This window comes from Actinomyces sp. oral taxon 171 str. F0337, assembly GCF_005696555.1.
GTDB classification, from domain to species: domain Bacteria; phylum Actinomycetota; class Actinomycetes; order Actinomycetales; family Actinomycetaceae; genus Actinomyces; species Actinomyces oris_E.
This window is the reverse complement of sequence record NZ_CP040005.1, coordinates 1-21,447: the sequence shown is the minus strand read 5'-3', so window position 1 is coordinate 21,447 and position 21,447 is coordinate 1. Positions and strand designations below refer to the sequence as shown.

Here is a 21,447-nt window from a genome sequence, read left to right as displayed (position 1 = left end):
TAGCAGCGCGGTGGCAGGCCGGTCGCCGCTGAGCGGCCGTCCCATCCCCTCCTGGGGACTACTCGGTGATGTCCACCGAGGTGATGATGACATCCTGCACCGGGCGGTCGCGCGGGTCGGTCTCCACACCGGAGATCGCGTCGACGACGGCGCGGGAGGCCTCGTCCGTGACGGCACCGAAGATCGTGTGCTTGCCCTGGAGCCACTCGGTGGGGGCGGTGGTGATGAAGAACTGCGAGCCGTTGGTGCCCTTGCCCAGGCGGCGACCGGCGTTGGCCATGGCCAGGACGTAGGGGGCGGCGAAGGTCAGAGAGGCGTCGATCTCGTCGTCGAAGACGTAGCCGGGGCCTCCGGTGCCGTCACCCAGCGGGTCACCGCCCTGGATCATGAAGCCGGGGATGACGCGGTGAAAGATGACGTTGTCGTACAGCGGGGCGTGGGACTCCTCGCCGGTGCGAGGGTCCGTCCATGCCTTCTGGCCAGTGGCCAACCCCACGAAGTTGGAGACGGTCTCGGGAGCCTGCTCGGGGTAGAGCTCCAGGCGGATATCACCGAGGTTGGTGTGAAGAGTCGCTTCCATGGGTGCCATGGTGACACGGTCCTGAGCCCATCGGCATGAACCCTGAGCGGCGTGCGGCGCTGTTCACCCCAGGCAAAACGTCTGGACATCGTGTAGGCCAGGCCGCTCAAGGGTGCAACCATTGGTACACGTTGCACAACAACAGTCTGTATCCGTTTCCAACCTGGGAGGCAATCATGTCCTGCCTGACGAAGACATGCTGCGACAAGAAACTCGACACCACTCATCTGCGCAAGGAGGCAGCATCCTTCGCCGGGTCCGTCGTCGGCCAGGCTGAGAAGGCAGCCCAGTGGGCGGCTCCGCACGTCAGCAAGGCCGCCGGGGGTGTGGCCCGCGCCGCCAAGGACGCACAGGAGCGTCTGGAGCCCGTGGTCCACGATGCCCGCCACCGGGTTGTCGAGGACTACATCCCGCGCGCGCAGCGCGCCGCCGTGGCTGCCCAGGCTGCCGCAGGTACGGACGGTACCCTGACAGAGCGCGCCCAGCGCGTGGCTGTTGCCGCAAAGTCCGCCGCATTGGAGGTTCCCGTGAAGAAGCAGAAGAAGCACCGCGTGCTCAAGACCCTGGGCTGGCTCGCCGTCGCCGGCGCGGCCGCTGCCGGCGCCTACGTCGTGTGGCGTCGTAGCCAGCCGGTTGAGGACCCGTGGGCCGAGGAGTACTGGGCCGACTCCACCGAGGATGAGGCCGGCTACGGCATCAGCCCCGAGGACGCTCAGGCCTGACGGCCCCAGTTCTGTCGACGACGGCGCCGCGACGGGTTCTACCCGCGCGGCGCCGTCGTCGTTCCAATCGTCATTCCATGGGACTGGTGCGCGGACGACGTCCTGCCGGCCGGCCCCGGTGTCGGCAGTGGGCGGGGTTCGTGCGCTCCGCCGCCGCAACGGTGGCCGGGGCTGACCGGGCCGGCTCAGTCCCGATGACGGTGAACCCGGAAACCGGGGCCGATGTCGCCGGCCGGGACCATCTCTGCCAGGGAGGCGGGGTCGCCGAGCGACCTCGCCGCGACGAAACCGGTGATGGTGTCCACGCCGTAGTCGAGGAGAACCGGGTTGAGCGGCGTCGACGGACCGACCAGGACGGTGTGCGCGTCGCGGGAGAGCTCGATGAGGCGCGGCGCGGTCTTGTTGACGAAGCTCGATGAGGAGATGAAGACGAGATCGCACTCGGGCAGGACGTACTCGCAGGCGCTGTCCGGCCAGTCGCCGGGCTGAAGGTTGCGCTCAAGGCAGATGTACTCACCGGCGCCGGCCAGGGCGGCCTCAGCGAAGGGGAAGTGCCCAATGACGGCGACCCTCTTGCCGACGATCATCTCCTGGTAGGGGTCGAAGACCTGACGCCAGGTCAGCCCCTCCCCGGTGGGCTCGAAACCGTTGGCTGCGGCCGTCTCCTCCCGCGAGTACCAGGAGTTGATGGCGGCCTGACCGATGCTGGCCTCAGCCAGGTTCCAGGACTTCACCAGGGCGCCGACGTCGCGCAGCGGTCGCCCGTCGAGCGGCCCGTCATCGCTGAGGGCCGGGCGGCTGCGCACATCCATGGTCCAGGCCGCGCCGACACCTCCGGCGGAGTTGAGGACACGGCTCCAGCGGGGCCCCTGGCCCGCCGTCCGCACGACGACGTCCTCAGGCAGTCCGTCTAGAAGCGCGTCGTAGATCTCCCATGGCTGTGACATGACCTCATCCTTCTGCACCGAGTGGTAACTGAGCCTGACCTATCCTAAGCAGTCCCGTTCGACGGCGCAGCCCTTCATCCCAGCGCCTCAACGGTTCTTCACGGCATCACGTCAGTGGGGACGTGCCTGAGCGGAGCTCTTCACGCCGCGGCCGTGCACGCATTACTGATCCGAAAGAACACCAATGCATTACTTTCCGACCGACGACGTAATTCATTGTCGACACTCAACCGTAATATTGATTGCTGTTGAGTTGCAGGGGTCGTGGCCGGGCTCTCCATAGAATTCCTTGATGCTACCGTGTCAAGGCCCATACCCCTAAGACTGAGGTAGCGCTTCATGCTTCGCCGACTTTTCGTCCGCTCACGTCGGAGGAAACTGACGTCATCACGTCAACCATCACACCGGTCTCGTCAGAGGCTGAAGAGTGGTGCCGCCGTCTCAGCAGCGGCTCTGATTGCTGCCGCACTGGGCACGGCAACGATTCCGGCACCCCCGGCCGAAGCCATTCACGGCAATCCTGCCGGGGGGTCAGGAAAATTCAGTCAGGTGATCGACTGGATCGACTGGACCGAGATGACCAACACCGTGCCGGGTAAAGGCGCGGCGATCCTTCCTGATGGAAGCACCGGCGTGGTCTGGTCGACTCCGACACAGGTCTCCGGCAATATGTGGCGCACCAGTCGTTGCACCGTGTCCAACGTGCGAACCACTGCTGTAGGGAGAAAAGAGTCGGGTCTACCCACGGATCGGGGCCTGAGTGTCGGATACAAACCGGGTAGCTGGAGAGGAGACGGCCTGCCTCATCTTTATAATGACGGCACGAACTACACGGCCGGGACCGCCAAAAGGCCCTACGTGACCTCATCCAACCTCCCCCTGGGTATTGCCAACCTGCAGGACTCCTCAACCCATCAGTTCCAAATCGACTGCAGCTCCTACCTCGTCACCTCCGCCTCCAAACCCGCGAAGAGCCAGCTGGAAAGTCTCCCCAATAAGGTGGAGGTTCCCATGGAGGGCATGGTTTTCGCCGATGCGGAGTCCTCGAGCTGGCACAACCCGCACGGCCAGAAGGAGTACATCTCTGTTTCCCCGCTTCCCTACGTCTCCGACCAGGCCGTTTCCTTCCGTCTGCTGGAGAGCACCCGGACAGAAGGGTGCACAACGAACTCCTGGGTGGGCAAAGTTACCGTCTCCACGCCTTTCGGCTACAGGTCGGGCTTGAAGTTCCGCCCGGACAACGCCGAGTGCAGCTCGTTCTTCAACCCGGGTTATGGCCCCTCCTCGGTCATGCTTCTGAGCAACACCCGTAGTGGCTACGTTGAGATCCACGGAGGCGGTAAGGGCGCCGTCGCCCTCGGCATCGTCTCCTACATGGACTACGGCGACGCACCTGAGAGCTACGGCACCGCCGGCAGCGTGTTCCAGCCCGCATGGAACGGCGGGGAGCTGTCTAACAACGGAGACCGCAACATCACCTACGGTGATACCCCGTACGAGGGCGACCCCGGCGATTGGTACAACCTGAGTCAGGCCGCGGATCAAGGGCGCGTGGCCACCACCAATTCCGCAGTCGTGCGCCTGGGCTCCCTGACGGACCACAACAGCAGCATCCCCCACACCACTGACGCCTCAGGCGACGATACTGCCGATATCGATGACGAGGACGCCCTCCCTGCCAGTTGGGACCGCGTCATCTGGACCGATATCGGCAAGAAGTGGAGCCAGGAGATCACCTGCTCGGGCAACCAGACCAAGGTTGCCGGCTGGGTGGACTGGAACCGGGACGGCACCTTCTCCGCCGGTGAGCGCTCCGAGGTGACCTCCTGCTCCGACGAGGGCACGGCCACCCTGACCTGGACCGTCCCCGACGATGCCAAGCGGAGCACCATCAACGGAAACGGTGCAGCCACCTTCATGCGTCTGCGCATCACCGGCAACCTGGCCAACGGTCAGGCGGCTGAGGACCCTCAGCCCACCGGTATCGCACTCAATGGCGAGGTCGAGGACCACCAGGTGCAGGTCCAGCTGCCCAACCTGACCATGGTCAAGCAGGTGGATAACACCGCGGCCGGGTCCCTGGGCCTGTCCGCCAACGACTGGACGCTCACCGCCTCTCCCAAGAGCGGTAAAACGGCCTCCGGGGCCGGCGGCTTCGACGCCGCCTACCTGCCCCAGGGCCAGACGGTTCTCTCCGAGTCCTCGTCGTCGCCCAAGGCCGCCGGGTATAAGGGCACCGTCACCTGCGTACCGCACCCGAAATCGGATATCAGTGTTCCGGTATCGACCGCCGACGCCGCCTCGAAGACCCTGGACCTGGCCACCGGCGAGTGGATGCAGTGCACGATGGTCAACACGGCACTGCCCGGGCAGGTCGTCTGGAGCAAGGTTGACGAGGCCGGCAAGCCCCTGGCAGGGACCGTCTTCACGCTGGCCTCGACATCACTGAACGGCGGCCAGAAGGAGGTGGCGGACTGTGTCGTCGCCGGTGGCCAGGCCACGTGCCCCAATGGCTCGGTCGACCAGGACCCCCGTGCCGGGTTCTTCAGGGTCTCTGGGCTGACCTGGGGCGATTACTCCCTCACCGAGACTCAGGCACCGACCGGCTATCACCTCTCTGAGACAACCCTGACCAAGACCCTGGACGGGTCAGCACCCGCTGCCGGTAAGGACGACAACACCCCCACCCTCGACCTGGGGCAGGTCGTCAACACTCGGATCAAGGGGTCGGCCACCTGGACCAAGACCGATGAAGGCGGCCACGCCATCAAGGGCGCCCAGTGGTCGCTGATTCCCCTTGACTCCAACGGCAGGCCCCAGCCGGACCGGGCCCGCACCATCACCGACTGCGTGGGCACCTGCGCCAAGGGGGGCCTGGACACCGACACGAACCCCGGGGGATTCAATCTGGTGGACCTGGACTACGGCTCCTACCAGCTCATTGAGACCAAGGCGCCGACCGGCTACGTCCTGGACGCCACCCCACGCACCATCACCATCTCCACTCAGGGCCAGGTCGCAGCGCTGGGCAACATTTCCAACCGCAAGTCGGCGGTCCCCGCCATCCCCTTCACCGGAGGAAGCGCTGCTGACAGCTTCCTCATCGGCGGAGGGGCGGTACTGGGGATCACCGCACTGGTCATGACGATCCAGGCCTACCGACGCCGTCGAGCCCTGGACTCCTGACTCAGCTCATGACCTGAGCAGACGGTCAGGACGCACGTGATGGGCGGCAGACACCGAGGTGTCTGCCGCCCATCCGCATGAACCATCAGACCGGACACCTCACAGGAGCGGCAGGAGAATATCGGTGACGGCGTCGACAGGCGGGGTGGTCGCCGGGTCGGTGAGGTACTCCTCGATGATCGGATGGTCTCGCGGCTCCTCGCCCGAGCTCGGCAGCCACTGACCGTAGAGCCACAGGTAGGCGGCATGCATCGAGGAGTACGGGCCGATGTAACGCATGATCGCGTACCGGCCGGCCGGCACCATCCTCTCTGCAAGGTCGTGGGGAATCTCCGTACCGGGGTCGACGACGGTTCCAGCCGCCGAGCGCAGATCAGCCGGGGGAACGGCGTCGGGATCGTCCGCATAGATGGCAACCATCAGGCTCCCGGCACCCACACGGTCTCTGACTCGGCTGAACGCCCGGCCGATATCCATGTAGGAACCGCGGTGCTCGGATACGGCGAGTCGATAGCCGAACCGCGCTTCCACGCGCACCATCCACCCGGGGGCCTCTCTCACCGACGACGTCAATCCCGAACCACAGCTCGTCACCAGTGAGTCGATCGATGCCGGGCGTCCACCGATGCGGAATCGGCTGGGAGTCGTCCTGTAAGAGCGGAGAAAGGCTCGGCTGAACACGTCGGTGCCGGTGAACCCGGCTTTCCAGGCGATCCGTTCCACCGGCCACGAGGTCTCTGTGAGCATGGCGGCCGCCCGCTCCAGACGGAGACGGCGTACGGTCTGAGCGGCCGTCTCCCCGCGCACCGCCCGGTATATGCGGTGCCAGTGATAGCGGGAGAACCCGGAGACGTGAGCGAGGGTCTCCAGGCTGAGGTCGTCGTCAAGATGCGCGTAGATGTAATCGGTGACAACGTCGAGCCGGCGTTGGTACTGCTCAGCCCTCATCTGTCCGAAAGGACCCCGATGGACAGGTGAATCGAGCCGTCCGGAGCGTAGTACTCGTAGTCGGCACGATAGTCACGGGTCAGGTCCTCGCGGGCCCAGACATCCACCCACGCCTCATAGACACTCTCCGGCCGAGCATCGGCCAGCGTGACGATGTCGTAAGTGGACTTCGGGATCGTCACAGTCACCTGGCCAGGGGGAACCGGACCTCCTGCCTCGATACGCCTGCCGATGACAAGGGTGTAGACGCCGTCGACATCGTCGCCGGGAGTCTCGTAGTCGGTATAGACCGCATAGATGCCAGGGCCGGCGCCGGGCTTCTCGGGTTTGAGGAGCCCGGCGTCGGCAGCGGCCCGCCAGTGAGGAGGAATGGTGCGGGCCGCCTCTCGGTTCGATGTCCGAAGAGGCAGGCCAACGACGTCGAAGGAGTCAATCGTTTCTCTCATGCGCACCATGATGCTCATATGGGGCCCAGAGCTCACCGACGATTCTTGCGGACCTGGGCGGGCCGTCAGTCCTGTGAGTGGGTCAGGACGATCTTGCCGGTGGTGGTTCCCGTGCGCACTGCAGTGACGGCCTGCGCGGCCTCCTGGATCGGGAGCCGGTCGGTGACGTGGACACGGAGCTCGCCGGAGGCCACGAGCTCCACCGCACGCCTCAGGTGGCCTCCGACGAGCGCCGGGTTCGCCCGACTGAAGGCCCCGAGGTTGAAGCCGGTGACGCCGATGCCCCGCAGCCACAGCGACGTGGTGCTCACCTGCTGGTCCTGCGCCTGGGACGCGTCCCCCAGCGCGAGGAGCCGTCCTCCCGTACGCAGCAGGTCGAGGCTGCGCAGTCTGGCCGGTCCGGCCACCGGGTCGGCGACGACGTCGAACTGGGCGGGTTCGACGTCGTCGAGCTCCTCGGTCAGCCAGGCCTCGTCATAGCCCAGGTCCAGGATCTCCTGGCGCTTGGCCTCACTGCGGGTGACGCCGACGACGCGGCCCGCACCGAGCAGCCGGGCGACCTGACCCACCTGTGAGCCGAGGCCACCGGCGGCGGCATGGACCAGCACGCTCTCACCGCGGCGCAGGTGGACGATCTCCTCCAGGGCGACGAGCGCCGTCGTCGAGTTGGCCGGAACTGCCGCGGCCACGACCGGATCAAGCCCCGCAGGGAGCGGTACAACGAGCTCAACGGGAGCCACAGCGACCTGCCCGTAGCCGCCACCCCCGGTGATGGTCAGGGCGACGACGGCCTCCCCGACCCGGTAGCCATCCACCCCGTCACCCAGGGCACGGACACGGCCGCTCACCTCCAGTCCGGGGGTCCAGGGCAGGTCGATGGGCACGAGACCCTCGGTGAAGAGCGCCTCGACGTAGCCGACACCGGCATGGTCCACATCCACCGCGATCTGACCCGGTCCGGGCTCAGGAGTGGGGGCCTCCTGGTAGCGCAGCCCGGAGGCGGGGCCATCGAAGCTGATGATCTGCATGGCCTTCATGTGCAGCACCTTTCTGTATCAGTCATCAACACCGTATCAGATATCTGATACCCGACACGGAGCAGCACCATCGCGATTCGTGGACCCAGTAGTGATCTCAGGCCCGTGAAAGTAGTGGTCGTCGACACCTCGACCGCTACTCGGCGCTGAGGTCGCCCCGCAGAAGCGCAGTGACCCGCCCGAGCATCTCGGTGAGCTGCTGGCGCTCCCTGACAGTGAAAGCCTCCGCCATGCGTTGCTCGATGCCTCGCGCTGCCTCATCGGCACGGAGCACCAGGGCCTCACCCTCGGGCGTGAGTGAGGCGATGAGGACCTTGGCGTGGTCGAAGGAGGGGCGGCGGGCGACGAGTCGCTTCTGCTCCAGCTTGGCGATGACGGTGGCCATCGTCTGCGGGGTGACCGCGGCGGCCCTGGCCAGCTGTGCCGAGGACTGTTCAGGCACGTAGTACAGGGACAGCATGGCCGCGTACTGGGCCACGGTGAGCCCAAAGCTCCTGAGGGCCTCAGTCTTGGCGGCCATCATGGCCTGCTCCGCCGACTTGATGTGCAGGCCCAGCCGCACCCCGGTGTCCTCGGCGAGCTCGCGACGTCCTCGCCTCGGGGGCGGAATGTCGACGGTGCGGCTCACGATGCTCATCCTAGGAGGCGTCATCATCGGGGAAGAAGATCTCCTCGATGGTCAGGCCGAAGACGCGCGCAATGGTGAAGGCCAGGGGAAGGGAGGGATCGTAACGACCGGCCTCCAGAGCGTTGACCGTCTGGCGGGAGACACCCAGCTCTTCGGCGAGCCGGGCCTGAGTCCAGCTGCGCTGGGCACGCAGCACCTTGAGATCGTTCCTCACCGGTACCGCCAGGCAGTCCACAACGTTCCGATGATGAAGAAGACTCCCCACACCATCACGACCCATGAGGCATTGAGAAGAGGCAGGCCCACTTCCTCCATAAAACCGTAGGCAAGACAGGTGAGAATCGTTCCTGCCGATGAGATGACCAGAGCATCCAGCATCTTCTTCTGCTGCATCTCATCAATCTCTCGAAACATCTTCATCATCGCCCACGCACACACGCAGGCTCCGATCATGGGAAGCAGCGCACTGACGAATCGCCACGGAGTTCCCTCCACGGAATGGGACCAGAATCTGCTGGAGAAAATAGCCAGCGAATAAAGCAGCATGCCTATGGTGAACCGAATGAGGTAGGCGACGTGTGCTTTACGGTCACTACTCATGATGCCTGCGATGCTAACAGAATCGGAAGCCCAAGACCAAGCACATCAAGACCCCAGTGAGCGACCACCAGCGACCACAGGCCGCCACGCCACCGCCACCGCATGCACCCCAGGAGTAGTCCCACCAAGAATGTGGTGACGAACCTGGCGACCTGCGCCCGAGGACTCAATGGCGTCAACGCCGTGTGCTGAAGTGCGAAGAAGAACGCGATAACGACCAGTGCCGCAGCCTTATGGAAACGAGATTCAAGGACCTCGGCAGCATACCCGCGGTACAAGCCTTCTTCCGCCAGGGCGATCGTCACCGGCATGACGAGCAAGGCCCACCATCCCATCCACATGGGAACGCCATGCAACACTCCTGAGGCGGGAGGAGGACCCTGATAGGCAATCAGATTGCCGATGAAGGTGGAGACGAAGAACCCGATGAACAGAATGATGAAGGCCAGCAGCCCCCAGGCGGTAGCCGGCCGGCTGGGAGCCAGGAGATCGCTCAGGCGACGATTCTGCCGAGCCAGCAGCCGAGACAGGACAAGCAGAGTAATGACGTCAACAATCACCACCGTCACATTGGCCCACAGCAGGGCCCGGTTGTAGATCCAGTCAACGAAGGGCAGAACGACACCGGTGCCGACGAAGAGCAAGACGGTTCGCATCAGGAGGAGCGCAACCACGCCGCGCCCGATTCGTGTGATGGGAGAAGAGAAGGTCATGACATGAATATAAAGCGACCTTGTCATTCAGTCAAGGTTGCTTTCCTTTTCGGTGATGTCCTCCCGACCGCCACGTCGTCACCAGGTATGCGCTGCCCGGCATTGCACCGGTGACGACCGGGAAGGCGGGGATCACCCATCGGTGAGGGCGCACCTCGATCCCGTGGGCCCGCAGCGTCCGTTTTGCAAAGATCCAGAAGGGCAGGACGACCGGTAGCGCCGTCGCCACTCCCGGGGTGTAGCGCCGAGCGAGGACCGTCGTGGCCAGGTGGCTGAAGGTGTGCATGCCGTAGCCGTGGAGCGTGACCTGGTAGAAGGGCGAGCGTCCCCAGAAATAATCCCCGAGATGGGCCACCATCATGGACCATCTCGGGGAGAGGAGTATGAGAAATCGGTGGTGGAGCCAACGGGACTCGAACCCGTAACCCCCTGCTTGCAAAGCAGGTGCGCTACCAATTGCGCCATGGCCCCTCGGGGAGGGTGATCACCAGGCCCGTCGGCTGCTAGTCGACGGGGTCGGTGACCTCGGCCCACGCGGCCCGTTCCATGCGGGCCGCCTCGAACCTGAGCCACGCGGCATAACCCGCAGCGGCCAGGAACGAAAAGACCGCGGCTGATACGACTGCACGGTTCCTCATGAAACCTCCTCATCGTCTCACCGCGGACGGTGGGCCTAGCTGGACTCGAACCAGCGACCTCATCCTTATCAGGGATGCGCTCTAACCAACTGAGCTATAGGCCCTTGCGACCGGAGAAGATTAACCTACCCGGCCATGACAGACCAAATCCGATCACTCATCCGCAAGCGTGAGATGGATCCCACCGACGAGGGTGGCGGTGATGTTGTAGAGAAAGGCACCCAGAGTGGTCAGGGCGGTCATCAGCACGATATCCACCACGGCGATAATCGTGGAGACGGCCAGGGCTCGTGGCAGCTCGAGGTAGGCCACGATCGCGGAGAAGGTGTTGGAGCGCTCACCGGCAACCGTCTTGACGAGCTCCTCGATGGTGGAGAAGACGTGCATGGCATCGAGCATGAACCACACGACCGCCGTGGCGACGATGAGCATGATGCCCGCGGCGAAGCTGAGCAGGAAGCTCGCCTTCATCACCGACCAGGGGTCGACCCGGGTCAGGGCCAGACGCACGCGGCGCGGCCCGGCAATGGTCTTCTTGCTCTTCTTGCTCTTGCCGCCCGACGCGCTGCCGGAGGCATCCGCACCACCCACAATGGATGCGGCACCTGTGGACCCACCGTCAGGGGACATGGAAACCGGCTGGCTCATGCTTCGACCTCACTCTCGTTGTCTTCCAACGCTACCGTGTCCGCCGCTGAGTCCGCAGGAGAGTCGCCAGTGTCACCTTCTGGGGGCACATCGGCCCGGGCCTGGTCGGCGGAGTCCGCCGACTCGGCACTCGGGGCGCTATCGGCGGCATCGACCGCCTCCTCCATGTCCCGTTCGGTGTTGCGGGCCACCGCGATGATGCGGTCTCCGGCGTCGGGCTTGGCGAAAGTCACGCCCTGTGTGGTTCGCCCGGTGCGAGAGACCTCGACGACGGCGGAGCGGACCACCTTGCCCGAGGCCATGATGCACAGGACCTCGTCGCCGGAGTCGGTCACCAGGGCGCCCACGAGGTTGCCTCGCGCCTCGACGAGGTTGGCGACCTTGACGCCCAGGCCGCCGCGGCCCTTGACGGGGTAGTCGACGACGTTGGTGCGCTTGGCGTAGCCGCCCTCGGTGACGACGAACAGGTCGGCGTCCTGCCAGGAGGGGTCAACGACGTCCATGGCCAGCAGGTAGTCGCCCTCGCGGAAGCGCATGCCGGTGACGCCGCTGGTGGCCCGGCCCGTGGGCCGCAGGGTGTCGTCGTCGGCGTGGAATCGCAGGGACTGGCCGGCGTGGGAGACCAGCAGGAGGTCCTGCCCGGTGCTCAGGAGCCGGGCGGAGACGAGCTCGTCGTAGTTGCCGTCCTCGTCCTGGCGCAGGTTGATGGCGATGACGCCGCCGGAGCGGTTGGAGTTGTACTCGCTCAGGCGGGTCTTCTTCACCAGGCCGCGGCGGGTGGCCAGGACCAGGAAGTCGGCCTGGTCGTAGTCCCGGAGCTCCATGACCTGGGCGATCTCCTCGCCGGGCTGGAAGGCCAGGAGGTTGGCCACGTGCTGGCCCTTGGAGTCGCGCCCGCCCTCGGGCAGCTCGTAGCCCTTGGCGCGGTAGACGCGACCGTAGTTGGTGAAGAACAGCAGCCAGCGGTGCGTCGTGGTGACGAAGAAGTGGTCGACGACGTCGTCCTCGCGCAGCGTGGCCCCGCGGATGCCCTTGCCGCCGCGGTGCTGGGAGCGGTAGGAGTCGGTGCGGGTGCGCTTGGCGTAGCCGGATCGGGTGATGGTGACGACCACGTCCTCCTCGGGGATGAGGTCCTCCATGCTCATCTCGCCGTCGAAGGGCACGATCCGGGTGCGGCGCTCGTCCCCGTACTTCTCGACGATCTCGGCCAGTTCGTCGGAGACGATGCCCCGCTGGCGCTCCGGGGAGGCGATGATCTCGCGCAGGTCCTTGACGCGGGCGCGCAGCTCGTCGGACTCCTCCTGGATCTTGAGGCGCTCCAGGGCGGCCAGACGGCGCAGCTGGAGGGAGAGGATGGCCTCGGCCTGGGCCTCGTCGACGTCCAGCAGGCCCATGAGGCCGGTGCGGGCCTCCTCGGTGGTGGGCGAGCGCCGGATGAGGGCGATGACGGCGTCGAGGGCGTCGATCGCCTTGAGCAGGCCCTCGAGGATGTGGAGGCGCTCCTCGGCCTTGCGCAGGCGGAAGCGGGAGCGGCGCACGATGACGTCGATCTGGTGGCTCACCCAGTGGCGCACGAACCCGTCCAGGCTCAGGGTGCGCGGCACCCCGTCGACCAGGGCGAGCATGTTGGCCGGGAAGTTGTCCTGGAGCTGGGTGCGCTTGTAGAGGTTGTTGAGGACCACCTTGGCGACGGCGTCGCGCTTGAGGACGATGACCAGTCGCTGGCCGGTGCGCCCGGAGGTCTCGTCACGGATGTCGGCGATGCCGGTGACCTGGCCGTCGCGCACGAGCTGGGCGATCTTGTCGGCCAGGTTGTCGGGGTTGACCTGGTAGGGCAGCTCAGTGACGACGAGGCACTGGCGCCCCTGGATCTCCTCGACGTTGACCACGGCCCGCTGGGTGATGGAACCGCGGCCGGTGCGGTAGGCGTCCTCGATGCCCCGCCGTCCCAGAATGGTGGCGCCGGTGGGGAAGTCGGGTCCGGGGATCCGTTCGATGAGGGCGTCGAGCAGCTCCTCGCGCGAGGCGTCGGGGTGCTCGAGGTACCACTGGGCTCCGCGGGCGACCTCGCGCAGGTTGTGCGGCGGGATGCGGGTGGCCATGCCGACGGCGATGCCCTCGGAGCCGTTGACCAGGAGGTTGGGGAACCGGGACGGCAGGATGACCGGCTCCTGGTTGCGTCCGTCGTAGTTGTCCTGGAAGTCGACGCTGTCCTCGTCGATGTCCCGGAGCATCTCCATGGCCAGGGGCGCCATCTTGCACTCGGTGTACCGGGGGGCGGCGGGCCCCAGGTTGCCGGGCGTGCCGAAGTTCCCCTGGCCGGCCACCAGCGGGTAGCGCAGCGACCACCACTGGACCAGGCGGGCCAGCGCGTCGTAGATGGCGCTGTCGCCGTGGGGGTGGTAAGTCCCCATGACGTCGCCGACGACGCGGGAGGACTTGGAGAAGGAGGCGGTGGGGCGGTAGCCGCCGTCGTACATGGCGTACAGGACGCGGCGGTGGACAGGCTTGAGCCCGTCGCGCACGTCGGGCAGGGCCCGGCCCACGATGACGCTCATCGCGTAGTCGAGGTAGGAGCGCTGCATCTCCATCTGGAGGTCGACCGGCTGGATGCGCTCGGGGACGGCTATGCTCGTCGCTCCCTCGTCGCCGATGATCTCTTCAACTTCGTCGCTCACAGGATTCCTTCGTGTTCAGAGGATGTCGCCGACGGCGGGCCGGCGGTTCACGTGTCGCTCGTTGCTGCTCAGATGTCCAGGAAGCGGACGTCGGAGGCGTTGCGCTGGATGAAGGAGCGCCGCTGCTCGACGTCGTCGCCCATGAGGATCGCGAAGGTCTCGTCGGCGTCGGCCGCCTCATCGAGCGTGACCTGCTTGAGGATCCGGGTCGTGGGGTCCATGGTCGTCTCCCACAGCTCGTGGTCGTTCATCTCGCCCAGACCCTTGTAGCGCTGGATCCCGCCGTCCTTGGGCAGGCGACGACCCTTCTCCTGTCCGGTGGCCAGGAGCTTGTCGCGCTCGGCGTCGGAGTAGGCGAACTCGTGCTCGGCGTTGGACCACTTGAGCCGGTAGAGCGGCGGCATGGCGATGTAGGTGTGGCCGTGCTCGATGAGGGGCCGCATGTAGCGGAACAGGAGGGTCAGCAGGAGGGTGGCGATATGCTGGCCGTCAACGTCGGCGTCGGCCATGATGACGATCTTGCCGTAGCGCAGCTTGGTGATGTCGAAGTCCTCGCCGATGCCGGTGCCGAAGGCGGTGATGAGGCTGCGGATCGTGTCGGAGGACAGGGCCCGGTCCAGGCGCGCCTTCTCGACGTTGAGGATCTTGCCGCGGATCGGCATGATCGCCTGGTGCTCGGGGTCGCGGCCGCCGACGGCGGAGCCGCCGGCCGAGTCGCCCTCGACGATGAAGATCTCGGAGTCCGCGGCGCTCTTCGAGGAGCAGTCGCGCAGCTTGCCCGGCATGGAGGCGGACTCCAGGACGCCCTTGCGGCGGGTGGCCTCGCGGGCCTTGCGGGCGGCCAGGCGCGCGGCGGCGGCCTGGGAGGCCTTGGTGATGATGGCGCGCGCGTCGCTCGGGTGGGAGTCCAACCAGTCGCCGAGCTGGCCGTAGACCGTCTGCTGGACGAAGGTGCGCGCCTCGGTGTTGCCGAGCTTGGTCTTGGTCTGGCCCTCGAACTGCGGCTCGGAGAGCTTGACGGAGATGACGGCCGTCAGTCCCTCACGGATGTCGTCACCGGTGAGGTTGTCATCGCGCTCCTTGAGCAGGCCCTTGTCCCGGGCGTACTTGTTGACCAGGGTGGTCAGCGCCGTGCGGAAGCCCTCCTCGTGGGTGCCGCCCTCGGTGGTGTTGATCGTGTTGGCGTAGGTGTGGACCGACTCGGAGTAGGCGCTGGTCCACTGCATGGCGATCTCCAGGCTGATGGAGTGGGTCTCGCCCAGGGACTGCTCGGCCTCGAAGTCGATGATCTCGGGGTGGATGAGCTCGGCCTTCTTGGACTTGTTGAGGAAGGCGACGTAGTCGCGCAGGCCGTGCTCGTAGCAGTAGGAGTCGGTGCGGAATCCGACCTCGGGGGCGTCGGGGGCGGAGTCGTCCCCGGCGATCTCGTCGCCGGCGTCCTGGACGCCGATGCGCTCGTCGGTCAGGGTGATGCGCAGGCCCTTGTTGAGGAAGGCCATCTGCTGGAAACGACGGCGCAGCGTCTCGTAGTCGAAGTCGACCGTCTCGAAGATGCTCGGGTCCGGGTAGAAGGTCTGGGTGGTGCCGGTGGACTCGGTGGTCTCGCCCTTGACGAGCTCGGTGATGGGGCGGCCGCCGTCGGCGAAGGACATGCGCCACACGAATCCCTGCCGGCGCACCTCGGTGTCCACCCGGGTGGACAGGGCGTTGACCACGGAGATGCCCACGCCGTGCAGACCACCGGAGACGGCGTAGCCACCGCCTCCGAACTTGCCGCCGGCGTGCAGGATCGTCATGACGACCTCGACGGTGGGCTTGTGCTCGGTGGGGTGCTCGTCGACCGGGATGCCACGGCCGTTGTCGCTGACGCGCACACCGCCGTCGGCCAGGATGGTGACCTCAATGTGGTCGCAGTAGCCGGCCAGGGCCTCGTCGACGGAGTTGTCGACGACCTCGTAGACGAGGTGGTGCAGGCCCCGCTCACCGGTGGAACCGATGTACATGCCGGGGCGCTTCCGGACCGCTTCGAGCCCTTCGAGGACGGTGATGTCCGAGGCTCCGTAATCGTGATTCACAGTGGCGTCCTGGTCAGACACGTGTCAGTTGCTCCTCAATCTGTGCGCATCGGGACCTCAGTGGTCCGATGTCTCCGTCCGGCCCCTTCACACGACGATCCTGAGGAGGATCGTGCGCACACGTAGGTGGGTACATCAGGACGGTCCTGGGCGCACCTTGGGCGGTTTCACCGCATTCTAGCGTAGATAGGCCCGTGAACCGCGGCACCGTGAGCAGCTGGGAGCGTGCCCGTGGTCACCTCTGTCTCACGCGGATCACCGCGTCGCCCGGTGCCCGGCATGCGCCCCGTGATTTTCCGACGACGCCGGCCCCGACCGGCGCGTTGACGATGATACCCGCGGTCCCACTACCCGTAGGTATCGCGCGGACCACGGGTGCCGCGCAGGCCGACTCCGCGGCGTTTCCATGAGGGACCGGCCGGCCCCAGGATCCGCAGCTCCACCCCGTCACCGGTGCTGATCCCTCCGGCCTGGCGACCCCCGGGCCCTGAGCGCAGGGCCTCAACGATCCTGGCCTCGATGGTGGGCTGGAGGAGTCGGAGCTGCTGGGCCCAGCTCGACGACGAGGCGCGCAGGGTGATGCGTCCGGCGTCGAAGGACTCGATGGTGCAGTGCTCGGCGACCTGCTCGCCCACGATGGTCGGCCACCGGGCGACGACGCCGGCCACCGCGAGCTTTCCGGCCCAACCGTTGTCGGCCACCATGCGGCGCAGCTCGCGTTGCCCGGTGCGGGGGTCGAAGGGGGTGGGGCCGGGCCGGTCGCGTCCCCGTGCCAGTCCGGGGCCGCGATCGGCCGGGTCGTCCGGGTTCTGACCCAGCGCCCGGGCCAGCTCGCGCCGCTGGTCCCAGGGCGCCGCCTGCTGCGCGTCCTCGCCCCCGGAACCACGGGCCGGCCCGCGCGGCCTGCGGGCCGGGACGCGGCTGTCGCCCTTCTCCCAGGCCTGGGCGCGCTGGCGGGTCAGGGCCCGCTGGGCGAGGACATCGGGAAGCGGGCCGTCACCGGTGGGCGGGGAGGGCTCAGCCACGGGTGACCTCCCCGTCGGCCACGTGGTACCGGGCGCCGGCGAGCTCGGCGGGGACGTCTTCGTCGACGGCGGCGGTCAGCAGGACCTGCTGGGCTCCGGCGACCATCTGGGCCAGGGCGCGGCGGCGCTGCTCGTCGAGGGAGGCGAAGACGTCGTCGAGGATGAGTACCGGCTCGCCGTCCCCGCCGTAGGCGTCGATGTCGGTGCGCAGCATGTCGTAGGAGGCCAGGCGCAGTGCGAGGGCCAGGGACCACTGCTCGCCGTGGGAGGCGAATCCGCGGGCGGGCAGGCCGGTGAGGAACAGGGAGAGGTCGTCGCGGTGCGCCCCGATGAGGTTCGCGCCGCGGTCGATCTCGCGGGCGTGGAGCTCACCCATGGCACTCTCCAGGCGCGTGGCGAGGGCGGTCTCATCGAGGAGCGTCTCCTCGCCAGCGAGCCAGGCCGACTCGTCGTGGGGGTCGGGTTCCGGGGATCCCTCGTGGGTCAGCAGGCTCGAGCGGTAGGCGAGCTGGGCGCGGGAACGCTGCCCGCAGGCCCCGGAGACGGTCTCGTAGGCGGAGGCCACCCAGGGGCGCAGGCGCCGCACGACGTCGACCCGGGCGGCGATGAGTCGAGCGGCCGCGGCGGCGAGCTGGGCGTCCCAGATCTCCAGGGTGGAGAGCATGGAGGCGGTCGACGAGCGGGCCGCGCGCGCGGACTTCAGGAGGCTGGCGCGCTGGGCGAGGATCTTGTCGTGCTCGGCGCGCACCCCGGCCAGGCCCGGGCGCAGCGTGATGACCAGGTCGTCGAGGAAGCCTCGGCGGATCCCGGGCTCGGCCCGTACCAGGGAGAGGTCCTCGGGGGCGAAGACGACCGCGCGCAGCACCCCGAGCAGGTCGCGGGGCCGGCAGCCGCCCCGGTTGAGGCGGGCCCGGTTCGCCTTACCGGCGATGATCTCGATCTCCAGGACGCTGGGTCTTTCCCCATGGACGGCTCGGGCGCGCACGACGGCGCCGGCCGGCTGAGCCTGGCCCGGTGCCGTCCGTCGGACGAGGGCGGTGTCCGCGCCGATCCGGTGGGAGGAGAGCGTCGCCAGGTAGACGATGGCCTCGACCAGGTTGGTCTTGCCCTGTCCGTTGGAGCCGACGAAGGCGCTGGGGCCTGGCTCCAGTGACAGCACCAGGCTGCGGTAGGAGCGGAAGTCGTCCAGGGAGAGGTCAGAGACGTACATGCACCGTCGAGTCTCAGGCTCCGAAGCGGATCGGCATGAGCAGGTAGCGGAAGGAGGAGTCCTCGGTGCCCCCGATGGAGTCCATGCCGGTGAGCACCGCGGGCTTCGAGGCGTGGGTGAAGTCGAGGCGGACGTAGGGCTGGTTGAGGGCGCCCAGGCCGTCGAGGAGGTAGCCGGGGTTGAAGGCGGTGGAGATGTCGTCGCCCTCGAGGTGGGCGACGAGCTGCTCGGTGGCCTGGGCGTCGTCGCCCTGTCCGGCGTCCAGCTCCAGGTTGCCCTGGGTGAAGGACATGTGAATGGGGGTGGAGCGGTCGGCGACGAGGCTGACGCGGCGCACGGCCGCCATGAGCTCGTCGGTGCCCACGGTGGCGTGGATCGAGGTGGACTCCGGGAAGAGGCGGCGCACCGGCGGGTAGTCGCCGTCGGTGAGCAGGGAGGTGGTGCGTCTGCCCCCGGCCTCGAAGCCAATGAGGCTGGAGGCCGCCGACTCGCTGCTGAGGGCCACGGTCACGTCGCCGGAGGAGGTCAGGGACTTGGCGACGTCGGACAGGGTGCGGGCCTTGAGCAGAGCCGTGGTGGACAGCTCGGTGTTGGACGGCGACCAGGTCAGCTCCCGCATGGCCAGGCGGTAGCGGTCGGTGGCCATGAGGACCAGCGAGCTGCCCTCGACCTCGATCTGGACGCTGGTGAGCAGGGGCAGGGTGTCGTCACGGGAGGCGGCGATGGAGACCTGACCGACGGCGCGGGCCAGGTCGTGGGCATCGATCGTGCCGGCGACTGTGGGCATGACCGGAAGTGCCGGGTAGTCGTCGGCGGCCATGGCCGCCAGGGAGAAGCGGGCCGATCCGCAGGAGACGGCGACCTTGTTGCCCTCAACCTCCAGGTCGACGGGCTTGTTCGGCAGCGCCTTGGCGATATCGGCCAGGAGCCGTCCGGAGACGAGGACGACGCCGTCCTCCTCGATGTCGGCGGCCACCTCGCAGTGGGCCGAGACCTCGTAGTCGAAGGAGGCCAGGACCAGGCTGGAGCCCTTGGCCTCCAGTCGCACCCCGGCCAGGACGGGCACCGGCGGGCGGGCGGGCACGGATCGTGCAGTCCAGGTGACGGCTTCGGCGAGGATGTCTCGGTCAACCCTGAGCTTCACAGTAGGTGCCTCCGTCAATCGTGTTCGGTCGGTCGGTAGGCGTTGTGGCACTACTGAGCCGAAGAGGAAACGTGGGTGCCGGCAGGTCGCCGGCGGACAGTCATCATCGGAACCGCGTCGCTGGGAACGCAGTCCTGGGTCGAGAGTGTAGACGGTAGTCCGTGAGAGTCACCCTGTCACCAGCGATCACTCATGGTCATCCCATGAGCCTCCCTGAATGACAGGTCCCCGGGGTCCGGACCGACCTCGTTGGCCGATCGTGCTTCGCGATTCATGTCATTTGGGTTTGTAGGTGTAGTAGCACGTGTGGATGCTGGGGATAACAGGATCTTTCGCCGCCATGACGCCAGTGACGCTGGGGAATGACAGGTGGGTGGTCCTGGTGAGCAGACAGGGGTGTCGGTGGAGAGACTGAATGACATGCATGTCATTCCACAGTGGTACTGCCGTACCTCCACAGCGACACGCTCGCTCCTCCACGTGCCGTCCTCAGCACCGTCCACAGCTGCGTTGGATGCGGTCGGGGACGGTGTGTCGTCGGGTCAGGCGGGAGACTGGGCGGCCTGCTTGATGCGGCTGGTCAGCTCGGTGACCTGGTTGAAGGTGGAGCGCCGCTCGGCCATGAGGGTGCGGATCTTCTTGTCCGCGCTCATGACGGTGGTGTGATCGCGCCCGCCGAACTCCCGCCCGATCTTGGGCAGGGAGAGGTCGGTGAGCTCGCGGCACAGGTACATGGCGATGTGGCGGGCCGAGACCATGGTGCGTGAGCGGTTGGCCGAGCACAGGTCGTCGATGGTGATGCCGAAGTAGTCGGCGGTCTGCGCCATGATGAGGGAGGTCGTGATCTCCTGGCCCTCGGGGTCGGAGATGATGTCCTTGAGGACCATCTCGGCCAGGGTCTGGTCGACGGGCTGCTTGTTGAGGGAGGCGAAGGCCGTCACCCGGATGAGTGCGCCCTCGAGCTCGCGGATGTTGGTGGTGATGCGCGAGGCGATGTACTCCAGGACGTCGAAGGGCAGGTCGAGGCCCTCGGCCGTGCCCTTGCGGGAGAGGATCGCGATACGGGTCTCCAGGTCCGGGGGCTGGACGTCGGCAAGAAGGCCCCACTCGAAGCGGGAGCGGAGGCGCTCGTCGAGCCCACCGAGGGCCTTGGGGGGCTGGTCGGAGGTGAGGACCACCTGCTTGCCCGAGGAGTGCAGGGAGTTGAAGGTGTGGAAGAACTCCTCGAGGGTCGACTCCTTGCCCTGGAGGAACTGGATGTCGTCGACCAGGAGGATGTCGACCTCGCGGTAGCGGCGCTTGAAGCCCTCCATGCGGCCGTCGTCCTGGTTGCCGTCGCGCACGCAGGCGATGAAGTCGGAGACGAAGACCTCGGAGTTGACGTACTTGACGCGGATTCCCGGGTTGAGGGTCTGGGCGTAATGGCCGATGGCGTGCAGGAGGTGCGTCTTACCCAGGCCGGAGCCGCCGTAGATGAACAAGGGGTTGTAGGCACGGGCCGGAGCCTCGGCCACAGCCAGTGCCGTGGCGTGAGCGAAGCGGTTGGAGGATCCGGTGACGTATGTGTCGAAGGTGTATCTCGGATTGAGCTGGGAGACGTCGTGGGCCGCCGTGGGTGTCAGCAGTCCGGTGGAGTTCTGGGAGCCGGTGCCCCCGGGGCTGTAGGTGCCGGGAAGTCCCGACCCGGTGGGAAGGGGAGCCGACATCGTCGACGGGGCGGAGGAGGCGGAGGCCTGGGAGTGAGGCATCGGTGAGGGAGTCGTCGCCGAGTAGGGCGACGGCTCCGCCATCTGCTCGCCGTAAGCGGGCACCGTTGGTGCGGCGGGCGCAGCGGACAGAGTCGACCCGACGGAGGGCCCCGACAGCTGGGGTGAGACCGAGGGGGACGGAGAGGATGTCGGCGCGGGGGTGACGGTCGCCAGATTGACGGGCTCGGGAGCCACAGGAGACATGGGTGCGCGCGACACCTCTGAGGAGGTGTCGACTGTGACCTCCATGGGCATGGGGCGTCCCCAGACCTGGCTGATGGCGGCGCTGATGGGAGCACGTGCCTGCTCGACGATGTCCTTGGCGAAGGCTGATCCGACGACGAGGACGAGCGTGCCGTCGACGTCGATGAGATGGGTCATGCGAATCATGGACATCTTGCCCTGACCCAGTTCTCCGGAGCTGGAGAGCACCTCAAGTGCTGAGAGCCATTTGGTGTTGGCGGCGTCGGGCAC

General features: G+C 66.9%; 20 protein-coding genes and 2 tRNA genes. 2 read left to right on the top strand and 20 right to left on the bottom strand.

Annotation, left to right across the window (positions count from 1 at the left end; all coding sequences use genetic code 11):
- Positions 1 to 58 precede the first annotated feature (58 nt).
- Positions 59 to 580: a peptidylprolyl isomerase gene (locus FBF36_RS00105; protein ID WP_009396329.1), complete on the bottom strand. Its 522-nt coding sequence runs from the start codon at positions 578 to 580 to the stop codon at positions 59 to 61.
- Between the two features lie 176 nt (positions 581 to 756).
- On the opposite strand from FBF36_RS00105, the gene FBF36_RS00100 reads away from it, so the two are divergent.
- Positions 757 to 1,302, top strand: a complete 546-nt coding sequence (locus FBF36_RS00100) for a hypothetical protein (RefSeq protein ID WP_009396330.1) — start codon at positions 757 to 759, stop codon at positions 1,300 to 1,302.
- A 185-nt stretch (positions 1,303 to 1,487) separates the two neighbouring features.
- Here the strand turns inward: FBF36_RS00100 and FBF36_RS00095 are convergent, their stop codons facing one another.
- Entirely contained in the window at positions 1,488 to 2,249 is a 762-nt protein-coding gene (locus FBF36_RS00095; protein WP_034492277.1) for a Rossmann-like domain-containing protein, read from the bottom strand.
- A gap of 549 nt (positions 2,250 to 2,798) precedes the next feature.
- Between FBF36_RS00095 and FBF36_RS00090 the strand changes: the two genes are divergently transcribed.
- Positions 2,799 to 5,435, top strand: coding sequence for a CshA/CshB family fibrillar adhesin-related protein (locus FBF36_RS00090; protein ID WP_034492278.1), 2,637 nt, complete (start codon positions 2,799 to 2,801; stop codon positions 5,433 to 5,435).
- A gap of 99 nt (positions 5,436 to 5,534) precedes the next feature.
- On the opposite strand, the gene FBF36_RS00085 is transcribed toward FBF36_RS00090, so the two are convergent.
- The 18 genes from FBF36_RS00085 to dnaA form a co-directional block, all read right to left on the bottom strand.
- Entirely contained in the window at positions 5,535 to 6,383 is an 849-nt protein-coding gene (locus tag FBF36_RS00085; RefSeq protein ID WP_009396333.1) for an AraC family transcriptional regulator, read from the bottom strand.
- Complete coding sequence (locus FBF36_RS00080) at positions 6,380 to 6,838, bottom strand: GyrI-like domain-containing protein (RefSeq protein ID WP_178387613.1); 459 nt, start codon at positions 6,836 to 6,838, stop codon at positions 6,380 to 6,382. The genes FBF36_RS00085 and FBF36_RS00080 overlap by 4 nt, the downstream gene beginning before the upstream one ends.
- Positions 6,839 to 6,894: 56 nt before the next feature.
- Complete coding sequence (locus tag FBF36_RS00075; RefSeq protein ID WP_009396335.1) at positions 6,895 to 7,866, bottom strand: quinone oxidoreductase family protein; 972 nt, start codon at positions 7,864 to 7,866, stop codon at positions 6,895 to 6,897.
- 136 nt (positions 7,867 to 8,002) lie between these two features.
- Positions 8,003 to 8,503, bottom strand: a complete 501-nt coding sequence (locus FBF36_RS00070) for a MarR family winged helix-turn-helix transcriptional regulator (protein WP_009396337.1) — start codon at positions 8,501 to 8,503, stop codon at positions 8,003 to 8,005.
- 1 nt (position 8,504) lies between these two features.
- Positions 8,505 to 8,708, bottom strand: coding sequence for a helix-turn-helix transcriptional regulator (locus tag FBF36_RS00065; RefSeq protein ID WP_009396338.1), 204 nt, complete (start codon positions 8,706 to 8,708; stop codon positions 8,505 to 8,507).
- Positions 8,705 to 9,094 (bottom strand): hypothetical protein, encoded by a 390-nt coding sequence (locus FBF36_RS00060; protein WP_009396339.1) that lies wholly within the window; start codon positions 9,092 to 9,094, stop codon positions 8,705 to 8,707. The genes FBF36_RS00065 and FBF36_RS00060 overlap by 4 nt, the downstream gene beginning before the upstream one ends.
- On the bottom strand, positions 9,091 to 9,807 hold the full coding sequence (locus tag FBF36_RS00055; RefSeq protein WP_009396340.1) for a CPBP family intramembrane glutamic endopeptidase: 717 nt from the start codon (positions 9,805 to 9,807) through the stop codon (positions 9,091 to 9,093). The genes FBF36_RS00060 and FBF36_RS00055 overlap by 4 nt, the downstream gene beginning before the upstream one ends.
- A gap of 31 nt (positions 9,808 to 9,838) precedes the next feature.
- Positions 9,839 to 10,246, bottom strand: a complete 408-nt coding sequence (locus FBF36_RS00050; protein ID WP_412784068.1) for an HXXEE domain-containing protein — start codon at positions 10,244 to 10,246, stop codon at positions 9,839 to 9,841.
- Positions 10,203 to 10,278 (bottom strand) — tRNA-Ala (locus tag FBF36_RS00045). Before FBF36_RS00045 ends, FBF36_RS00050 begins: the two co-directional genes overlap by 44 nt.
- A gap of 32 nt (positions 10,279 to 10,310) precedes the next feature.
- Complete coding sequence (locus FBF36_RS13325) at positions 10,311 to 10,445, bottom strand: DLW-39 family protein (protein WP_009396342.1); 135 nt, start codon at positions 10,443 to 10,445, stop codon at positions 10,311 to 10,313.
- A 30-nt stretch (positions 10,446 to 10,475) separates the two neighbouring features.
- Positions 10,476 to 10,549, bottom strand: a tRNA-Ile gene (locus tag FBF36_RS00040).
- Positions 10,550 to 10,598: 49 nt separating this feature from the next.
- Complete coding sequence (locus tag FBF36_RS00035; protein WP_009396343.1) at positions 10,599 to 11,093, bottom strand: DUF3566 domain-containing protein; 495 nt, start codon at positions 11,091 to 11,093, stop codon at positions 10,599 to 10,601.
- The gene (gene gyrA / locus FBF36_RS00030) at positions 11,090 to 13,771 is read right to left on the bottom strand and encodes a DNA gyrase subunit A (RefSeq protein WP_009396344.1); all 2,682 of its coding nucleotides are present in this window, start codon (positions 13,769 to 13,771) and stop codon (positions 11,090 to 11,092) included. Before gyrA ends, FBF36_RS00035 begins: the two co-directional genes overlap by 4 nt.
- Before the next feature lie 68 nt (positions 13,772 to 13,839).
- Positions 13,840 to 15,867, bottom strand: a complete 2,028-nt coding sequence (gene gyrB / locus FBF36_RS00025) for a DNA topoisomerase (ATP-hydrolyzing) subunit B (RefSeq protein WP_009396345.1) — start codon at positions 15,865 to 15,867, stop codon at positions 13,840 to 13,842.
- A 326-nt stretch (positions 15,868 to 16,193) separates the two neighbouring features.
- Positions 16,194 to 16,871, bottom strand: a complete 678-nt coding sequence (locus tag FBF36_RS00020; RefSeq protein ID WP_192574978.1) for a DciA family protein — start codon at positions 16,869 to 16,871, stop codon at positions 16,194 to 16,196.
- Positions 16,864 to 18,081: a DNA replication/repair protein RecF gene (gene recF, locus FBF36_RS00015; RefSeq protein WP_138136929.1), complete on the bottom strand. Its 1,218-nt coding sequence runs from the start codon at positions 18,079 to 18,081 to the stop codon at positions 16,864 to 16,866. The genes FBF36_RS00020 and recF overlap by 8 nt, the downstream gene beginning before the upstream one ends.
- 13 nt (positions 18,082 to 18,094) lie before the next feature.
- On the bottom strand, positions 18,095 to 19,225 hold the full coding sequence (gene dnaN, locus FBF36_RS00010; protein WP_009395775.1) for a DNA polymerase III subunit beta: 1,131 nt from the start codon (positions 19,223 to 19,225) through the stop codon (positions 18,095 to 18,097).
- Between the two features lie 542 nt (positions 19,226 to 19,767).
- Complete coding sequence (gene dnaA / locus FBF36_RS00005; RefSeq protein ID WP_034492035.1) at positions 19,768 to 21,447, bottom strand: chromosomal replication initiator protein DnaA; 1,680 nt, start codon at positions 21,445 to 21,447, stop codon at positions 19,768 to 19,770.

Coding starts and splice junctions, on each gene's coding strand:
- FBF36_RS00105 (WP_009396329.1), bottom strand. CDS start 580: ATGGAAGCGACTCTTCACACCAACCTCGGTGATATCCGCCTGGAGCTC.
- FBF36_RS00100 (WP_009396330.1), top strand. CDS start 757: ATGTCCTGCCTGACGAAGACATGCTGCGACAAGAAACTCGACACCACT.
- FBF36_RS00095 (WP_034492277.1), bottom strand. CDS start 2,249: ATGTCACAGCCATGGGAGATCTACGACGCGCTTCTAGACGGACTGCCT.
- FBF36_RS00085 (WP_009396333.1), bottom strand. CDS start 6,383: ATGAGGGCTGAGCAGTACCAACGCCGGCTCGACGTTGTCACCGATTAC.
- FBF36_RS00080 (WP_178387613.1), bottom strand. CDS start 6,838: ATGGTGCGCATGAGAGAAACGATTGACTCCTTCGACGTCGTTGGCCTG.
- FBF36_RS00075 (WP_009396335.1), bottom strand. CDS start 7,866: ATGAAGGCCATGCAGATCATCAGCTTCGATGGCCCCGCCTCCGGGCTG.
- FBF36_RS00070 (WP_009396337.1), bottom strand. CDS start 8,503: ATGAGCATCGTGAGCCGCACCGTCGACATTCCGCCCCCGAGGCGAGGA.
- FBF36_RS00060 (WP_009396339.1), bottom strand. CDS start 9,094: ATGAGTAGTGACCGTAAAGCACACGTCGCCTACCTCATTCGGTTCACC.
- FBF36_RS00055 (WP_009396340.1), bottom strand. CDS start 9,807: ATGACCTTCTCTTCTCCCATCACACGAATCGGGCGCGGCGTGGTTGCG.
- FBF36_RS13325 (WP_009396342.1), bottom strand. CDS start 10,445: ATGAGGAACCGTGCAGTCGTATCAGCCGCGGTCTTTTCGTTCCTGGCC.
- FBF36_RS00035 (WP_009396343.1), bottom strand. CDS start 11,093: ATGAGCCAGCCGGTTTCCATGTCCCCTGACGGTGGGTCCACAGGTGCC.
- recF (WP_138136929.1), bottom strand. CDS start 18,081: ATGTACGTCTCTGACCTCTCCCTGGACGACTTCCGCTCCTACCGCAGC.